Raw genomic sequence first — 14,908 nt, forward strand, 5'->3', positions numbered from 1 at the left:
GACCCGTCGCCCCCGGCGCGACCCAACCGCCCACACACCATGTTGCTTGACGTCACCGAATCCCAACTCGTCCTGGTCGATTACCAGGAGCGCCTGATGCCCGCCATCTTCGAGGGCCCCGCCGTGCTGGCCAACGCCCGCCGTCTGGCCGAGATCGCCCGCATGCTCGATGTACCCGTGTGGGGCACCGAGCAGAACCCTTCGCGCCTGGGCGCCAACGACGCCGCGCTGCGCGCCCTGTGCCAGAAGACCCTGGCCAAGATGCATTTCAGCGCCGCCGAAGAAGGCCTGGGTGAATGGCTGCGCCCGCCAGCCAAGCCGCAGGGTGGCAACGCCCGCAGCCTGCCCAAGCACCTGCAAAAGCCAGCGGCCCAGGCATCCGAGCGCGGAACCATCGTGATCGCGGGCTGCGAGGCCCATGTGTGCCTGCTGCAAACGGCACTGGACCTGATCGAGGACGAGTTCGAGGTGTGGGTGGTGACGGACGCCTGCGGCTCGCGCACCGAGCGCAACCGCGATGCCGCGTTTGACCGGCTGGCCGGTGCCGGTGCCGAACTGGTGACGACCGAGATGGTGGCGTTTGAATGGCTGGGCAGCTGCGAGCACCCGGCCTTCAAGGATGTGCTCGGGCTGATCAAGTGACCTGAAAATCGGGCTTTTTTGGACTTTTTGAGCGTTTTAGGGCTGAAGCGCTTACATCAATTGGCTGTATAGCTATCAAATGTATAGCAAAAGGCACGCGTTGGGTGCTTGGCCTGCGCGCTTCTCGCCTGGCCTTGTAGGCCCTGGCAGCGCGGCGCTGGCCGCAGGGCAGGTGGGTCTTCAGGGCCGTGACGCCAGCGGCATGCCCGCTGCTGCCCATGCCTCAATACCGCCTTCCAGAAAGCGCACGGGCCGCCCGGACGCGTGCAGCCGCAGCGCTACCGCACGGCTGACCTCGTGCCCGTGAACGCAATACACCACGGTGGTTTGATTGGCGGGCAGGGTGTCGGCCCATGCGTCAACGCGCGTCGGGTCCTCCCAGCGTGCGCCCGGGAGGACATGGACGGCCGCGGCATAGGCTCCGGCACGGCGCACGTCGATGATGTGCGCGGCCTGCTGGGCATCTTGGGGCGATGCGCCAATGTCGCCCGTGGCGGCAGTCACTGCGCGCTGGTAGCGGCGATGGATGGCGGGCCAGTTCAGCTGCGCCATGAACGCGTCCACATAACGCCCCGCCGCGGCGCCAAAGTCGAGGTGGTAGGCGTGCTCGTACATGTCCAGCGCTGCAATGGGCACGCCCCCTGCCACAGCCTGGGTGTGGTCGGCGGCCCACTGGTTCACCAGCGTGCCATCGTGCGGCTGGAACACCAGCAGCACCCAGCCCGAGCCGCCGCCCAGCGCCCGGCCCATGGCCACAAATTCTTCACGCCAGCACTCCACGCTGCCAAAGCTGGCCGCCAGCGCAAGCGCCATGGCGGGTGGCGGCTCGGCGTTAACGTCGCCGCCCAGGCATGCAAAGTACAGCTCGTGCAGCAGCACCGAATTGGTAGCGATGAGTTCCTCGCGCTTGAGGCCATTGATGGTGTAGCCAGGCGCACTGGCAAAGGGCAGGGCGGCCAGGTCGGCGCGGATGGCGTTGAGCCTTTTCACGGCCCCGCCATAGTTGTTGGCGTGGTGGCTTTCTAGCAGCCGTTCCGAAAGCCCTGAAATGCTGGCCGGGTCAAATGGCAAAGGGGTTGTGCGTAGCTGCATGGAAAGCCTTTGGTATTGGGTAAGGGAAACATCAACCCAGCACGGGCCGCAGGAACGTGACGGTCAGCCCCACCAGCGCGCAGCCGCCCAGCAGTGTCAGCACGCCTACCTTGTAGCGGAACAGTGCCACGCCAGCCGCCACGGCAATCACGGCCGAGATCGCATCAAACCGGCCTGCAAAACCCTGGGGCCACAGCAGGTGGTAGGCGAAGAACAGCGCCAGGTTCAGGATCACGCCGACCACGGCGGCCGTGATGGCGCTGAGCGGCGCGGTAAAGCCCAGCTTGCCGTGTGTGGCTTCCACGGCGGGCCCGCCCGCCAGGATGAAGATGAACGAAGGCAAAAAGGTGACAAACGTGACCACTGCGGCGGCTGCTGCGGCGCCCGCAAACAGCGCGTCGGGTCCCCACACCTGCTGCAGCCAGCCACCCACAAAGCCGACGAAGGCCACCACCATGATCAGCGGCCCGGGCGTGGTCTCGCCCAGTGCCAGCCCGTCGATCATCTGCGGACCGCTGAGCCACTGGTACTGCTCCACCGCGCCCTGGTACACGTACGGCAGCACCGCGTAGGCGCCGCCAAATGTGACCAGCGCGGCCTTGGTAAAGAACCAGCCCATCTGGGTGAGCGTGCCTTCCCAGCCCTGGGTGGCCACCAGCAGGCCCATGGCTGCCAGCCAAAGTGCCAAACCCGTGGCCAGCACCTTCGCCAGGTGGCGGCGCGAAAACCGGGCGTGGTCTGGTGTGGGCGTGTCGTCATCAATCAGCGCCGGGCCATAGCCAGCGTGTGCGGATGCATGGCCCCCGCCCAGTGCAAACACGGCAGGCCATCGCCGGGCGCCAAGGTAGCCGATGAGCCCAGCCGCCAGCACGATGGCCGGAAAGGGCGTGTCGAACGCGAAGATCGCCACGAACGACAGCCCGGCAATCCCCCACATCCAGCCGTTCTTGAGGGCCCGCGTGCCAATGCGGTGGGCGGCATGCAGCACCAGCGCCGTCACCGCCGGCTTGATGCCGTAGAAGATACCGGCCACCACCGGCACGTCGCCAAATCGCAGGTACACCCACGACAGCCCCACCAGAATGAACAGCGACGGCAGCACGAACAGCCCCCCGGCCACGATGCCTCCCCAGGTGCGGTGCATGAGCCATCCAATATAGGTGGCCAGTTGCTGGGCCTCGGGGCCAGGCAGCAGCATGCAGTAGTTGAGCGCGTGAAGAAACCGCTTTTCGCTGATCCAGCGGCGCCGCTCGACCAGCTCGGCGTGCATGATCGCGATCTGCCCGGCCGGGCCACCAAAGCTGATGAACCCGAGCTTGAGCCAGAAACAGAAGGCCTCGCGAAAGCTGAGGGGGGAAGGCGATGCCTGTGCGGGGATGGGTGTGGTGTCGGGTGGCATGGGTGGGGGCGAGTCGGGAACAGGGGGCAAGTCAGGATCGGGCGGCGGCAGGGCGCGCGGCGGGGGCGGCGGTGCCAGCCGATGGCAGTGGCGCGGCGTAGAGCGCATCCAGCACCGTCATCGCCGCCTGCACCAAAGGGTCATCGTCGGTGTTCAATTCGCGCAGCCCGGCCAGCACGGCCTCCAGGCCGGCGGCTTCGGGCACCGGGATACCACCGGCGTCCAGGTAGCGCACCATGCGCGCCAGGTGCTGCAGGCGAGCGTCGTCACCCAGGCCAAAGCTGGCCATCAGAACCTCAAACGTGACCAGCGGCCCCACATGGGTAAACGGCGCGCCGTCGTAATCAAATCCCACGAATTCGGTGGACGGTGATGCGGGCGCGGCGGCCAGCCACACAAAGCGGGCGCCTGCGTCGATGAACCGGCGGATCAGCCAGGCGCTGGCCAGGCGGTCCACCCAGGGGCGGGCGCGTGTAGCCCACTGGCGGTTCTGGTACGCGCTGCGATCCAGCAGTGGGATGCCATGGACCGACGCGGGGGCCGCACCGGGCTCGCCGTGCGAGAAAAGGCCGTCCAGGGCACGGCGCAATTGCGCCAGCGTTTCTTCTGCCTGGCTGGAGGCAGCAGTGGGGTAGTAGTCGATGCGTCGCACGGCCTGCAGGGCATCGGACACGCTGCGAAAGCGCCGGCGGGCTTCGGTTTCTCCCAGTGCGGGTAGCTCGGCCTGCAGGCCAGTGGCGCCTTCTTGCCATTGCCTGAAAGCGTCGGTGCGGTCAAACAGGGCTTCGATGTCGGCCCGCTGGGCATCGTCGTTGGCCTGTAGCGTGAGGACCATCGCTGTACCGCCGTGGGCGCGGACCTCGGTGGCGACCTCGGTCAGGGCTGACGTGTGCTCCAGCGGCAGGGCGTAAGCCCCGTCACGCAGCGCACCACAGCCCAGCCCCTTGAGCGTGCGCCACACGCGCAGTCGCACCGCATTGGGTTGGGTAGGCAGCGCCATGATGAGTATCGACCACATGATTGAAGTATATGCGTTGATAAATGACGCATATATTTCAAATGGCTGACGTGGATGTGTCGCGGGCGAGCCGGGCGCACGTCGCGCACCACTGCACGTCAGTTTGTCGAAAGCCCGTTATGAATAATTATGAATGCAGAACTGCCATCAGGCAGACGAGTGAGATGCAGAGGAGACCCCCGATGAGCCAGTACGCCGATTTCTACCGCCAGTCCATCGATCAACGCGACAGTTTCTGGAGCGAGCAGGCGCAACTGGTCGACTGGAAGACCCCGCCCACCCAGGTGTGCGACTACAGCAACCCACCCTTTGCCAAATGGTTTGTGGGCGGCACCACCAACCTGTGCCACAACGCGGTAGATCGCCACCTCGTCAGCCGGGCAGGGCAGACGGCGCTGATCGCCATCTCCACCGAAACCGAGACCGAGCGCGCCTACAGCTTTGCCGAGCTGCACATCGAGGTACAGCGCATGGCGGCATCACTGCTGGCCATGGGCGTCAAGAAGGGCGACCGCGTTCTCATCTACATGCCGATGATTGCCGAGGCCGCGTTTGCCATGCTGGCCTGTGTGCGCATCGGTGCGCTGCATTCGGTGGTGTTTGGCGGCTTTGCCGCGGGCTCGTTGGCGTCGCGCATTGAAGATGCCGAACCCGTGGCCGTGGTCAGCGCCGACGCGGGTTCGCGCGGCGGCAAGGTGGTGCCCTACAAGCCGCTGCTGGACGAAGCGATTGCTTTGTCAAAACACAAGCCGCAGGCGGTGCTGATGGTCAACCGCGGGCTGGCCCCCATGCACCTGCAGCCCGGCCGCGACCACGACTGGGCGGCCCTGCGTGCGCAGCACATCAACGCCGTGGTGCCCTGCGAGTGGGTGGAATCCACGCACCCCAGCTACACGCTGTACACCAGCGGCACCACCGGCAAGCCCAAGGGCGTGCAGCGCGACACCGGCGGCTACACCGTGGCGCTGGCTGCCAGCATGAAGCACATCTTTGATGCCGAGGCGGGTCAGACGTTCTTCGCGACCAGCGACATCGGGTGGGTGGTGGGCCACAGCTACATCGTCTATGGCCCGCTGATTGCCGGCATGGCAACGATCATGTACGAAGGCCTGCCCACGCGGCCCGACGCGGGCGTGTGGTGGAGCATTGTCGAGAAGTACAAGGTCACGCACATGTTCTCGGCCCCCACCGCGGTGCGCGTGCTCAAGAAGCAGGACCCGGCCTATCTGAGCAAGTACAACGTCAGCAGCCTGAAGGCCCTGTGGCTGGCCGGCGAGCCGCTGGACGAACCCACAGCGCAGTGGATCAGCAGCGCCCTGCAGGTGCCCATCATCGACAACTACTGGCAGACCGAAACCGGCTGGCCCATCCTCACGCTGGCCAACGGCGTCGAGCAGCAGTCCACCCGTTTTGGCAGCCCGGGCAAGGCCATGTATGGGTACGCCGTGAAGCTGATTGACGAGTCCACCGGCGAGGAGCTGACCGGCGCCAACCAGAAGGGCGTGGTCGCCATCGAAGGCCCGCTGCCCCCGGGCTGCATGCAGACCGTGTGGCGCGACGACGCCCGTTTTGTGAACACCTACTGGAAGAGCATTCCGGGCCGCCTGATCTACAGCACCTTCGACTGGGGCATCCGCGATGCCGATGGCTACCACTTCATCCTGGGCCGCACCGACGACGTGATCAACGTGGCCGGGCACCGGCTGGGCACGCGCGAGATCGAGGAGAGCATCGCCTCGCACCCCAACATTGCCGAAGTGGCCGTGGTGGGTGTGGCCGACAGCCTCAAGGGCCAGGTGGCAATGGCGTTCGCCGTGGCCCGGGATGCCTCGGGCCTCACCGACGATGCTGCGCGCCTCAAGCTCGAAGGCGAGGTGATGAAACAGGTGGACAACCAGCTGGGCGCCGTGGCCCGGCCATCCCGCGTGCACTTCGTGACCGTGCTGCCCAAGACGCGCAGCGGCAAGCTGCTGCGCCGCGCACTACAGGCAGTGGCCGAGCGGCGCGACCCGGGCGACCTGACCACCATGGAAGACCCGGCTGCGCTGCAGCAGGTGAAGGACCTGGTGGGCTAAAGGCTCGCCAGCACAGACATCGGGTCTGTTCACGGCCGGTGCGTACCACCGGCCTGCCTCGGCAGTACCGTTGCAGGCCGATATTCTTAGCCCGACAGCTTGGCACTGCCGACGCTGCGGCGGCCCCACAGCGAGAGGCCTACGTGCACCGCTACGCCCACGGCCACCAGCGTCGCAGCACCCAGGCCCCATACGGTCCATGTGACAAAGGTCACGCCGGAGGCCACGGAAGGGGCTGCCTGCAGAAAACCGGTCACCCAGGTCCAGGTCTCGGTCAGGCCAACGATCAGGCTCTGGATGGCCTCGATCGGCAAGAACTGCAGCAGCCATGCAGGCACCGGTATGGACGACAGATCCGCCGCAGGGCCGGAGAGCGCCGGGGCCTTGGTTACGGCCCAGACCACCAACCCGTGAAACGCCCAGGCGGCTAGCGACCACAGCCCCACCAGCACGGTAACGAGGGTCCAGTTGGCGATGTAAAGCATGCAGAGATTCCTTGTTGTTGAAGTCAGATCGGAAAGCGTTTCGCAGAGCGCATAGTCTGCGCAGCCACGGGCGTTGGATAAACCAGTGTCAATCGCAACTAAGATGCGGTTTTCCCGAAGCGAATTCCATATGCTGAACTACCGCCATCTGTATTACTTCTGGGTCGTCATCAAGGAGGGCGGTTTTGCACGCGCTGCCGAGCGTCTGGACATGGCGGTGCAGACCATCAGCGCCCAGGTGCGCGAACTGGAAAAGCAGCTGGGCCACCAGCTGCTCAAGCCCGCGGGCCGCGGGGTGGCGCCCACATCGGCCGGGCAGGCCGCGTTTGCGCGGGCCGAGGAAATTTTCACGCTCGGCCAGTCGCTGCCCGATGAAGTGCGCGAGGCCGCTACCGGCCGCGTGGCGCAGTTGTCTGTGGGTTTGTCCGATGGCATCTCCAAGCTGGCTGCGCATGCATTGCTGGCGCCTGTGCTGGAAACGCCGGACCTGCGGCTGGTGTGCCACGAAGGCGAATTTGAGCAGCTGCTGGCCGAGCTGGCACTGCACCAGCTCGACATCGTGCTGGCCGGGCAGCCCGCGCCGCGCAACCCCAACCTGCGGCTGACCAGCGAGCGGCTGGTGGACTCGGGTGTGCACTGGTACGGGCCCGCCAAGCTGGTGGGCAAGGCGCAACGCGAAGGCTTTCCGCAGTCGCTGACCAACCTGCCGGTACTGCTGCCCACTGGGCACTCGGCGCTGCGCATCGCACTCGACCACTGGTTTGACACCAAGGGCATTCGTCCGCGCATCGTTGGCGAGTTTGAAGACAGCGCCTTGCTGGCCGTGTTTGCCGCGCGGGGCATGGGCGTGTTTCCGGTCAGCCAGCTCGGGGCGGGCGATGTGGGGCAGATGCGCGGCCTGCGCCTGCTGGGGCAGTGCGAGGATGTGCGCGAAGAGATCCACGCCATCCGCTCGCGCCGGGGGCTGCACCACCCGCTGGTCAAGCAAATCATTGCGGCCAGCGAGAATCCCTGACCGGGATTGACTGCCACCGGGGCCGAACGGCTCCAACATCACATCGCGGCGGCCAGTTCTGGTGACCAGCGGTTCCAGGCGACGTTCATCACCCGCGTTTCGGCATCTGCCAGGTGGTGGTCGGCCCGGGCCGCGGCACCCGCCAGGTGCAGCACCTTCTCGCGCAATCCATGCTCCGTGATGGAACCCATCAGGGATGCCAGCATCGGCTCATCCAGGTGCGCCGTCATGCAGCGGGTGCTGTGTGCGCCCATCAGCAGGTCCTCGCACAAGTCCTTGACCACCCGGGCAAACGCACCGGGCGCCAAGCCCAGCTCCTCTTCCACCTCCAGCTGGCGGAGCGTGTCGATTTCCGAGCGGCACACATTGCCGTCCGAAATCAGGACCAGCGCGACGATGCGGGCGGCGGCTTCGGGACTGTTGGGGGTGTAGTTGCGCATGAAATCTTCCTGTGCGAAATCGGGTGGGGGAATGGCGTGAGGGCAGGGCTGAAGCCTCAGTCGTAGTGGCGATAGCGGCCGGGCGGGTGGCCGGGGCGCAGGCGACGTTCGGCCTTGATGGGGATCAGCACAGGCTGGCGGGCAGACCGGGCCGGGGCGGCCAGGAAGTCACGGACCTCGTCGAGGATCTGGCGCAGTTTGCCCAAAAGCAATGCGGCGAGAGTAGGGCGGATTCTCATGGTGGTGTTCCTTTGGCAGTGGTGTTGCAGACACTGCAATCTAGGGCTACCGACGTTTCGGAAAAACCTTGCTGAGCCGCAGCTTCACGTAGAGAAAACCAATGCAATCGTCCACTCAGCCAGCGGCGATGTCGGGCTTCCGAAAAACCTGCTGGTTCCTACGTGGCACGGGCCCTAGTGTTGAGGCTCCTTTCAACCAGGAGACATGTCATGCAAGTGCTTTTCCGAACACGCGATCCAGAAGGCTCCCAAATGCGCGACCAGGTCGAGCGCCGGGTGCGGTTTGTGTTTCGCCGTCTGGGCTGGCAAGTGCCACGCGCGGAGATTCAGCTGTCGGACCTGAATGGCCCGCGCGGCGGGCGCGACAAGCGCTGCCAGCTTGAAGTGAAAACGGAAGGGCGTGGCCTGGTGGTGGTGTCGTCTGTGGCCAAGGACTGGCGCACTGCGCTGGATGAGGCGCTTGCACGGGCCGTGCGCACCATATTTCGCAAGATCAAGCGCGCCGCACCGGCCAAGGTGCCGCGCTCGGCCAGCCTGCTGCAATGATCCGCTGTCTGGGCGATGCGGCGCGACGGCCCGCTGACGGCGGGCCCGTGTCCAGGAAGTGCGGGCGTGTGCGCACGGCGCGGCAAGGGCATTGGGCACTTGCTGCAGACGACGCAAGTGCGCAGGCGCTGGCGAATGGGCCGGTGCAGGTGGGGGTCGCCCTGCTGCGAAGCCAGGGTGGCCTTTGGGGAGCGACAAGGTTGCGGCAGCGTTGAGGCTGCGGACCGAGCCACTACAGCCTGCAAATGCTATTCATTAAATAGCAATGGCTGTATGTTTATCGGGCGCTACAGGCTGATCCAATGCTCAATCGGGAGCCGGGCATCGCCTTCGCGCGTGGTACGTGGCCCAGTGGTGGGCGACGGTACGGCGACGAGGGCTTGCAAACGCTACGGCAGACGCAAGAGGCAACTGCTGCCATCTGTCACTGCTCCGAGCCCAGCCGAATCACACACGCCTGGTCGACGCCGATCTTTCACACAGGCCGTGAGCGCTGCCAGCTCGCGGGTGGCTCCCAGCCATCTGCCCACCGCATGAAATCTTCCAGCGGCATGGGCCGGGCGATGCAGTAGCCCTGTGCGTGCATGCAGCCGAGCTGCAGCAGCATCTGACCCTGCTCCACGGTTTCCACGCCTTCGGCGATCACCCGGTAGCCAAATGAGCGCGACAGGCCGATCACGCCCTGCACGATGGCCAGGTCGCCGGGGTCGCCCATCATTCCGTGCACAAAGCTCTGGTCGATCTTGAGGGTGTCCATGGGCAGCCGCCGCAGGTACGTGAGCGACGAATACCCGGTGCCGAAGTCGTCCAGCGACACGGTGACCCCGAGTGCGCGCAGCGCCGTCAAGGTGTCCGCCACCGACATCAGGTCGTACAGCGCCGCGCTTTCGGTGATCTCGATCTCGAGCAGGCTGGCCGGTACGTGAGGGCGGCGCGCCAGACTGCGTGCGACCCATTGCGCAAAGCCGGGCCGCTGCAGGTGTTGTGCAGCGATGTTGATGCTCAGGGGCAGCGGGGTGCCGTGGCGCTGCAGGCGCTCCAGCGTGTCGAGCGCGGTTTCCAGCACCCATTCGCCAAAGCCGATTTCCAGCTCGGTGCCTTCCAGCAGCGGCAGGAACTCTCCTGGTGCCACCAGCCCGCGCTCGGGGTGCATCCACCGCGACAGCGCTTCGGCCCCCACCACGGCGCCGGTGCGCATCTCGACCTTGGGCTGCAGGAACAGCGTGAACTGGGCATCGGCCAGGGCGTCGCGCAGATACCGGTTTTGCTCGCGCAGGCGCTGCAGGGCGCGCTCCTGGGCAGCGTCGAACTGGTGGTAGCGGTTGCGCCCGGCCTGCTTGGCGGCGTACATGGCCTGGTCAGCATGGCGCAGCAGGGCGTCGGCATCCGCATCGTCGGTGGGGAAAATGGTGTAGCCAATGCTGGCCGTGACCACCACCCGCTCGCCATCGAGCGGGTAGAACACCGAGATGCTTTCCATCACGCGGCGGAGCATGCTCTCGCAGTCCTCCGGGGAGCGCAGGTCGGGCATCAGGATGACGAACTCGTCGCCGCCGAGCCGCGCCACACAGTCCACGCTACGCAGCGCGCTCTTCAGCCGCCCGGCCACCACCACCAGCAGGCGGTCGCCCGCGCCGTGGCCCAGGCGGTCGTTGACCGGTTTGAACCCGTCGAGGTCGAGGTAGGCCACGCCCAGCTGCGAACCTGTCTTGCGGGCGTGCTGCATGCCCTCCTGCAGCTTGCGCGCCAGCAGCACGCGGTTGGGCAGGCCCGTGAGCGCGTCGTACAGGGCCAGGCGCTGCAGCAGCACCTCCTGCTCGCGCTGGGGGGTCACGTCGATGGCCACGCCCAGCATGCGGCGCGGGGTCCCGTCCGCATCAAAGCCGACGATCTTGCCCAGGTTGCGCACCCAGCGCACAGCATGGCCGTCATCCTGGTCCACGCGCCAGGTGGCGTCAAACGGTGTGGCGGGCTCATCCTGGTGGCGAGCCAGCTCGCTTTCGATGCGCTCGGCGTCGTCAGGCGCGAGCCCATGGTTCCACGCAATGGCGGGCGCTGCCCCGGCTGTGTCGGGCAGGTTGCGCATGGCGCGCCAGCGGCCGTCGCCCGTGACGGTGCCCGAGCGCAGGTCCCAGTCCCACAGGCCCAGTGATGCCGCCGAAAGCGTGAGCGACAGCAGCTCCTCGCGTTCACGCACCTGCTCTTCGTTGCGTTTGCGGTCGGTGATGTCGTGTACCGAAAAAAGCCAGCACGGCGCGCCGTCAAACTCTGTGGACCGCATCGACTGCAGCACCGTGCGCGGCGGGCCGCCCTGCACGTTGAGCTGTACTTCCACGCTGCCCGGCGGCCCGCTGCGCTCGGCGCCCTGGACCAGGCGCTGGCGATCCTCGGCACTGAACAGGCCCAACTCGACGGCCGTGTGCCCGATGGCTTCTTCCCGCGGTATTCCCAGCATTTCCACCCACGCCGGGTTGATGTCCACATACCGGCCGGTGTCGCGGTGGGACAGCCCCATGGGGAAGGGCATGAGCTGGAAGATGCGCGAAAAGCGCTCTTCCGACAGTCTCAGCCGCTGCTCGGCGCGCTTGGCCTCGTCGATGTCCTGCATCACACCGCGTACCCGGGTGACGCGGCCGTTTTCGACCACAGGCTCGCCGCGCGCGCGCACCCACAGCAGTCGCCCGTCGGCGCGCTGCACCTCCATTTCCATGCTCCAGTCTGTACGGTTCAGGATGCTGCACCGCAGATTCTCGCGCAGAGCCTCGCGATACGCTGGCGCCACATGGCGGTCGATATAGTCGTTTGGCAGCGGCGAGCCGTGCGGCAGGCCGTGGATGTCAAAGCACACGTCCGACCAGTACACCAGGCCCTTGCCGCGCTCGTCTTCCCAGGCGCCCAGGCGCGCAAGCCGTCCGGCCTGCTGCAGCAGGCTGTTGAGGGCGCGCAGATCCTCGGCACTGCGGTGCGACTCGGTCATGTCGTGAAACACGAAGACAAAGCAGTTTTCGCCGTCAATCATCACCGAGCGGGCCGACATCAGCCCCGGGACACGCTGGCCCTTGCTCTGCGCCACCATGGGCAGCCGGTCCACTTTGCCATCGCGCAGGAAGGTCTCCAGCAAGCGGCTGCGCTCCTTGTCCGAGGCCCAGATGCGCAGCTCTGACGACGTACGGCCCACGATCTGCTCGCGGGGCAGGCCTATCAGGTCGCACAGCGCGGGGTTGACGTCCATGTAGCGCCCGTCCGAGATACGCGAGATACCCGCCGGATCGGGAAGCGTCTGGTAGAAGGTGGTGTACTTGGCCTCCGAGGAGCGCAGCGCGTCTTCGACCTCGCGGTGGGCCGTGATGTCCACGTCCATGCCCACCAGTCTCAAGGGGCGGCCCTGGGCGTCACGCCGGGCCACGGTGCCACGCGACATCAGCCAGCGCCACTGGCCGTGCAGGTTCATCACGCGGAAATCGGCTTCGTAGGTTTCCACCAGACCGTCCATGGCGCGTGACAGCCCCTGGGCGTTGCGCTGTGCATCCGCCGGGTGGCGGCGTGCATACCAGCGTTGCCACAGGTCGGGGTCGTCGGCGTCTGCGGCCGTGATGCCGAATGACTCGTAGAACGCCCCGTGGCAGTAAAAGCGCCGTTCGGCCACATCCCATTCCCAGTGTCCGCCGCCCAGCGAGTCCATGGCGAGCTGCAGTTGCTGTTCGCGCTGGGCCAGCGCCTGCTGGGTGCTGGTACGGGCCAGCTCGGCGCGCGCCTTGCCGCCGAGCAGAAGGCGCCCGATGCCCAGCATCAGCACGCCCGCGCCGTGGTGCCAGGGCATTGCGATGCCCCACGGGCCCATGCCGCCCGACGGATTGCCGGTGAGCAAAAGGAGCCCCGCCACCATGACCGGCAGGCTGACGACCAGCCCGCCCAGAGCCAGCCAGGGGGCCCAGGGCACTTGCATGCGCTGGGCTGCCGCCCGCCAGCCCAGCGCCAGCAGTCCGGTGCTGCCCAGCACTGCGGCGGCGGCCGGCGTGGCTTCGGGCGCAACGAAGGCTACTGCCATCAGTGCCATGACAGCCGTGATCCCGGCCGCCAGTGCCCCAAAGTACAGCCCCATGAACGCCACCACGGTCGGGTAGGCCAGCACGCGCAGCTCGGGCGCGTTCCACTGCAGCGCCGTGAACGACGCCACCGACACAAGACCACCCATGATCCCCAGCAGCCAGATGGTGCGGCGCGAGGGATGCAGCGACTCGGCGGGAGGCAGCCACTCCAGCACGAGCAGCAGCAGCATCAGGACGGTGCCCGCAACCAGGGTGTTGTTACCCATGGGCAGCCCTGTGCTGTGGCGGGAGCGGCCGTGTGCGGCAGCCGGCCGGCGTGTGCGTGGGCCAATCCGCGCGCTGCGATACAGATGTCAGATCACGGCCAACCGATGGAGATAGCATGTAACCAAATTATGGCTGCTCCCGACGGGTTGCAACAGGCCGTATCGTGCTGATAAGCCCCGTTGACAGCAAGGTGCCGCACACGATGACCACGGCGCAGCCCAGCATCCACAGCGTCACCCGCTCCCCCAGGAACAGCACGCCGTACAGCACCGCAAACACCGGCGTGATGAAGGTGACGGCCAGCGCCCGGCTGGGCCCGGCGTGCTGTATGAGCCTGAAATACAGGATGTAGGCAATGCCGGTGCACAGCACGGCTATGGCAGCAATGGCGGCCCAGGCGCGCAGGCCGGGCATCTGGGCGGGCCAGAGCCACAGGGTGGGCAGCGCCAGGCCCAGCGCGGCCCCCAGCTGGCTGCCCGCCGCGTTGGCCAGCGGCGGCACCCCGGTGAGGTACCGGCGTGTAAAGCTGGCCGACAAACCGTAAAAACACGACGCCAGCAGGCACGCACCGATCGCCCACATTGCGCTGTCGGTCTTGAAACCGGTGCCCGCAGGCGCCCGCCATGCCAGCAAGGCCACACCGGCAAAGCCCAGCGCCAGGCCCGCCCAGCGCAGCCGCGTGATGCGGTCGCCCAGCCACATCCAGGCAATCAGCGCGCCGAACAGCGGCACCGTGGCGTTGAGGATGGAGGTGAGACCGGTGGCAATGTGCATCACCGCCCATGCAAATAGCGCAAAAGGGATGGCCGAGTTGATGACGCCCGCCAGCATGATGGGGCGCCAGTGCTGCCGGAACGCACCGAGGTGGCCCTGGCGCAGCATGATGGGCCACAGGAACACGGTGGCCAGCGCCACGCGCAGCCCCGCGGTGGGCAAGGGGCCAAACTCCGACGCCCCCAGCCGCATGAACAGAAACGATGCGCCCCACAGGGCCGCGAGCAACACGAACTCGCCGATCCAGCCAGACACGGGCTTTGCTTGAGAGCCGGTCATGGGTACGCCCGTGCGGCCAAGGCGCTGGCCGCACCGTGACTCACCCCAGGCGCTGGCCATGCACCTTCCAGCGCCAGCAGCGCGGTCTTGCGGTCCAGCCCGCCGGCGTAGCCGGTGAGCGCACCGCCCGCGCCAATCACCCGGTGGCACGGCACCACGATGCTCAGCGGGTTGCGGCCCACGGCAGCGCCCACTGCGCGCATGGCCAACGGCCGGGCTAGTTCGCGGCCCAGCGCGCCATAGCTGGTGGTGGTGCCCCGCCCCACGGCCAGAAGGGCGCGCCACACCTCTTGCTGAAACGCAGTGCCGCTTGACAGGTCCAGAGGCAGGTCGAAGGCGGTGCGCGTGCCGGCAAGGTAGGCGCCGAGCTGCTGTGCTGCCTGCATCAGCAGCGGGTGATCCGCGGCCTCGGCCCAGGCCAGCGGGCCTTCCAGGTGGTGCAGCGGCTCGTGGCGCTGGCCTTCAAACCACAGGCCGGCGAGGCCCAGAGGCGATGCCGCCAGGCGCACCGGGCCCAGGCGGGTGTGGATGCGCATCTGCACGGTAGAGGGTGAATAGGGCATGTTTTGGAAGATTTTGGGTCAAAAG

The 14,908-nt window shown here is 66.8% G+C and carries 13 protein-coding genes; 4 read left to right on the plus strand and 9 right to left on the minus strand.

Annotated features, from left to right (window positions below; all coding sequences use genetic code 11):
- The first annotated feature begins 39 nt into the window (after positions 1-39).
- The gene (locus ACTPOI_RS20140; RefSeq protein ID WP_291517164.1) at positions 40-642 is read left to right on the plus strand and encodes an isochorismatase family protein; all 603 of its coding nucleotides are present in this window, start codon (positions 40-42) and stop codon (positions 640-642) included.
- 180 nt (positions 643-822) lie between these two features.
- Here ACTPOI_RS20140 and ACTPOI_RS20145 read toward each other — a convergent pair whose 3' ends face one another.
- From ACTPOI_RS20145 to ACTPOI_RS20155, 3 genes are read right to left on the minus strand one after another with little or no spacing between them, the layout of a single operon-like run.
- Positions 823-1,734, minus strand: a complete 912-nt coding sequence (locus ACTPOI_RS20145) for a Fe-Mn family superoxide dismutase (protein ID WP_440112026.1) — start codon at positions 1,732-1,734, stop codon at positions 823-825.
- 31 nt (positions 1,735-1,765) lie between these two features.
- Positions 1,766-3,133 carry a chromate efflux transporter gene (chrA, locus tag ACTPOI_RS20150; RefSeq protein ID WP_440112028.1) on the minus strand — a complete coding sequence of 456 codons (1,368 nt, stop codon included), beginning with the start codon at positions 3,131-3,133 and terminating at the stop codon, positions 1,766-1,768.
- Between the two features lie 31 nt (positions 3,134-3,164).
- Positions 3,165-4,151 carry a chromate resistance protein ChrB domain-containing protein gene (locus tag ACTPOI_RS20155; RefSeq protein ID WP_440112030.1) on the minus strand — a complete coding sequence of 329 codons (987 nt, stop codon included), beginning with the start codon at positions 4,149-4,151 and terminating at the stop codon, positions 3,165-3,167.
- Between the two features lie 164 nt (positions 4,152-4,315).
- Here ACTPOI_RS20155 and ACTPOI_RS20160 point away from each other — a divergent pair, with 164 nt between their 5' ends.
- Positions 4,316-6,226, plus strand: coding sequence for a propionate--CoA ligase (locus tag ACTPOI_RS20160; protein WP_440112033.1), 1,911 nt, complete (start codon positions 4,316-4,318; stop codon positions 6,224-6,226).
- An 86-nt stretch (positions 6,227-6,312) separates the two neighbouring features.
- On the opposite strand, the gene ACTPOI_RS20165 is transcribed toward ACTPOI_RS20160, so the two are convergent.
- Positions 6,313-6,711, minus strand: a complete 399-nt coding sequence (locus ACTPOI_RS20165) for a hypothetical protein (RefSeq protein WP_440112035.1) — start codon at positions 6,709-6,711, stop codon at positions 6,313-6,315.
- Positions 6,712-6,841: 130 nt separating this feature from the next.
- On the opposite strand from ACTPOI_RS20165, the gene ACTPOI_RS20170 reads away from it, so the two are divergent.
- The gene (locus ACTPOI_RS20170) at positions 6,842-7,726 is read left to right on the plus strand and encodes a LysR family transcriptional regulator (protein ID WP_440112037.1); all 885 of its coding nucleotides are present in this window, start codon (positions 6,842-6,844) and stop codon (positions 7,724-7,726) included.
- A 38-nt stretch (positions 7,727-7,764) separates the two neighbouring features.
- Here the strand turns inward: ACTPOI_RS20170 and ACTPOI_RS20175 are convergent, their stop codons facing one another.
- Together ACTPOI_RS20175 and ACTPOI_RS20180 are read right to left on the minus strand one after the other, a co-directional pair.
- Entirely contained in the window at positions 7,765-8,166 is a 402-nt protein-coding gene (locus ACTPOI_RS20175; protein WP_440112039.1) for a TerB family tellurite resistance protein, read from the minus strand.
- Between the two features lie 56 nt (positions 8,167-8,222).
- Entirely contained in the window at positions 8,223-8,405 is a 183-nt protein-coding gene (locus ACTPOI_RS20180) for a hypothetical protein (protein ID WP_440112041.1), read from the minus strand.
- Between the two features lie 210 nt (positions 8,406-8,615).
- On the opposite strand from ACTPOI_RS20180, the gene ACTPOI_RS20185 reads away from it, so the two are divergent.
- Positions 8,616-8,951, plus strand: coding sequence for an HPF/RaiA family ribosome-associated protein (locus tag ACTPOI_RS20185; RefSeq protein WP_440112044.1), 336 nt, complete (start codon positions 8,616-8,618; stop codon positions 8,949-8,951).
- Positions 8,952-9,426: 475 nt separating this feature from the next.
- Here ACTPOI_RS20185 and ACTPOI_RS20190 read toward each other — a convergent pair whose 3' ends face one another.
- The 3 genes from ACTPOI_RS20190 to ACTPOI_RS20200 form a co-directional block, all read right to left on the minus strand.
- Positions 9,427-13,266, minus strand: coding sequence for a sensor domain-containing protein (locus tag ACTPOI_RS20190; RefSeq protein WP_440112047.1), 3,840 nt, complete (start codon positions 13,264-13,266; stop codon positions 9,427-9,429).
- Between the two features lie 127 nt (positions 13,267-13,393).
- Complete coding sequence (locus ACTPOI_RS20195; RefSeq protein WP_440112050.1) at positions 13,394-14,320, minus strand: DMT family transporter; 927 nt, start codon at positions 14,318-14,320, stop codon at positions 13,394-13,396.
- Complete coding sequence (locus tag ACTPOI_RS20200) at positions 14,317-14,883, minus strand: methylated-DNA--[protein]-cysteine S-methyltransferase (RefSeq protein ID WP_440112052.1); 567 nt, start codon at positions 14,881-14,883, stop codon at positions 14,317-14,319. The genes ACTPOI_RS20195 and ACTPOI_RS20200 overlap by 4 nt, the downstream gene beginning before the upstream one ends.
- Positions 14,884-14,908 lie beyond the last annotated feature (25 nt).

The organism is Acidovorax sp. BL-A-41-H1 (assembly GCF_051942715.1).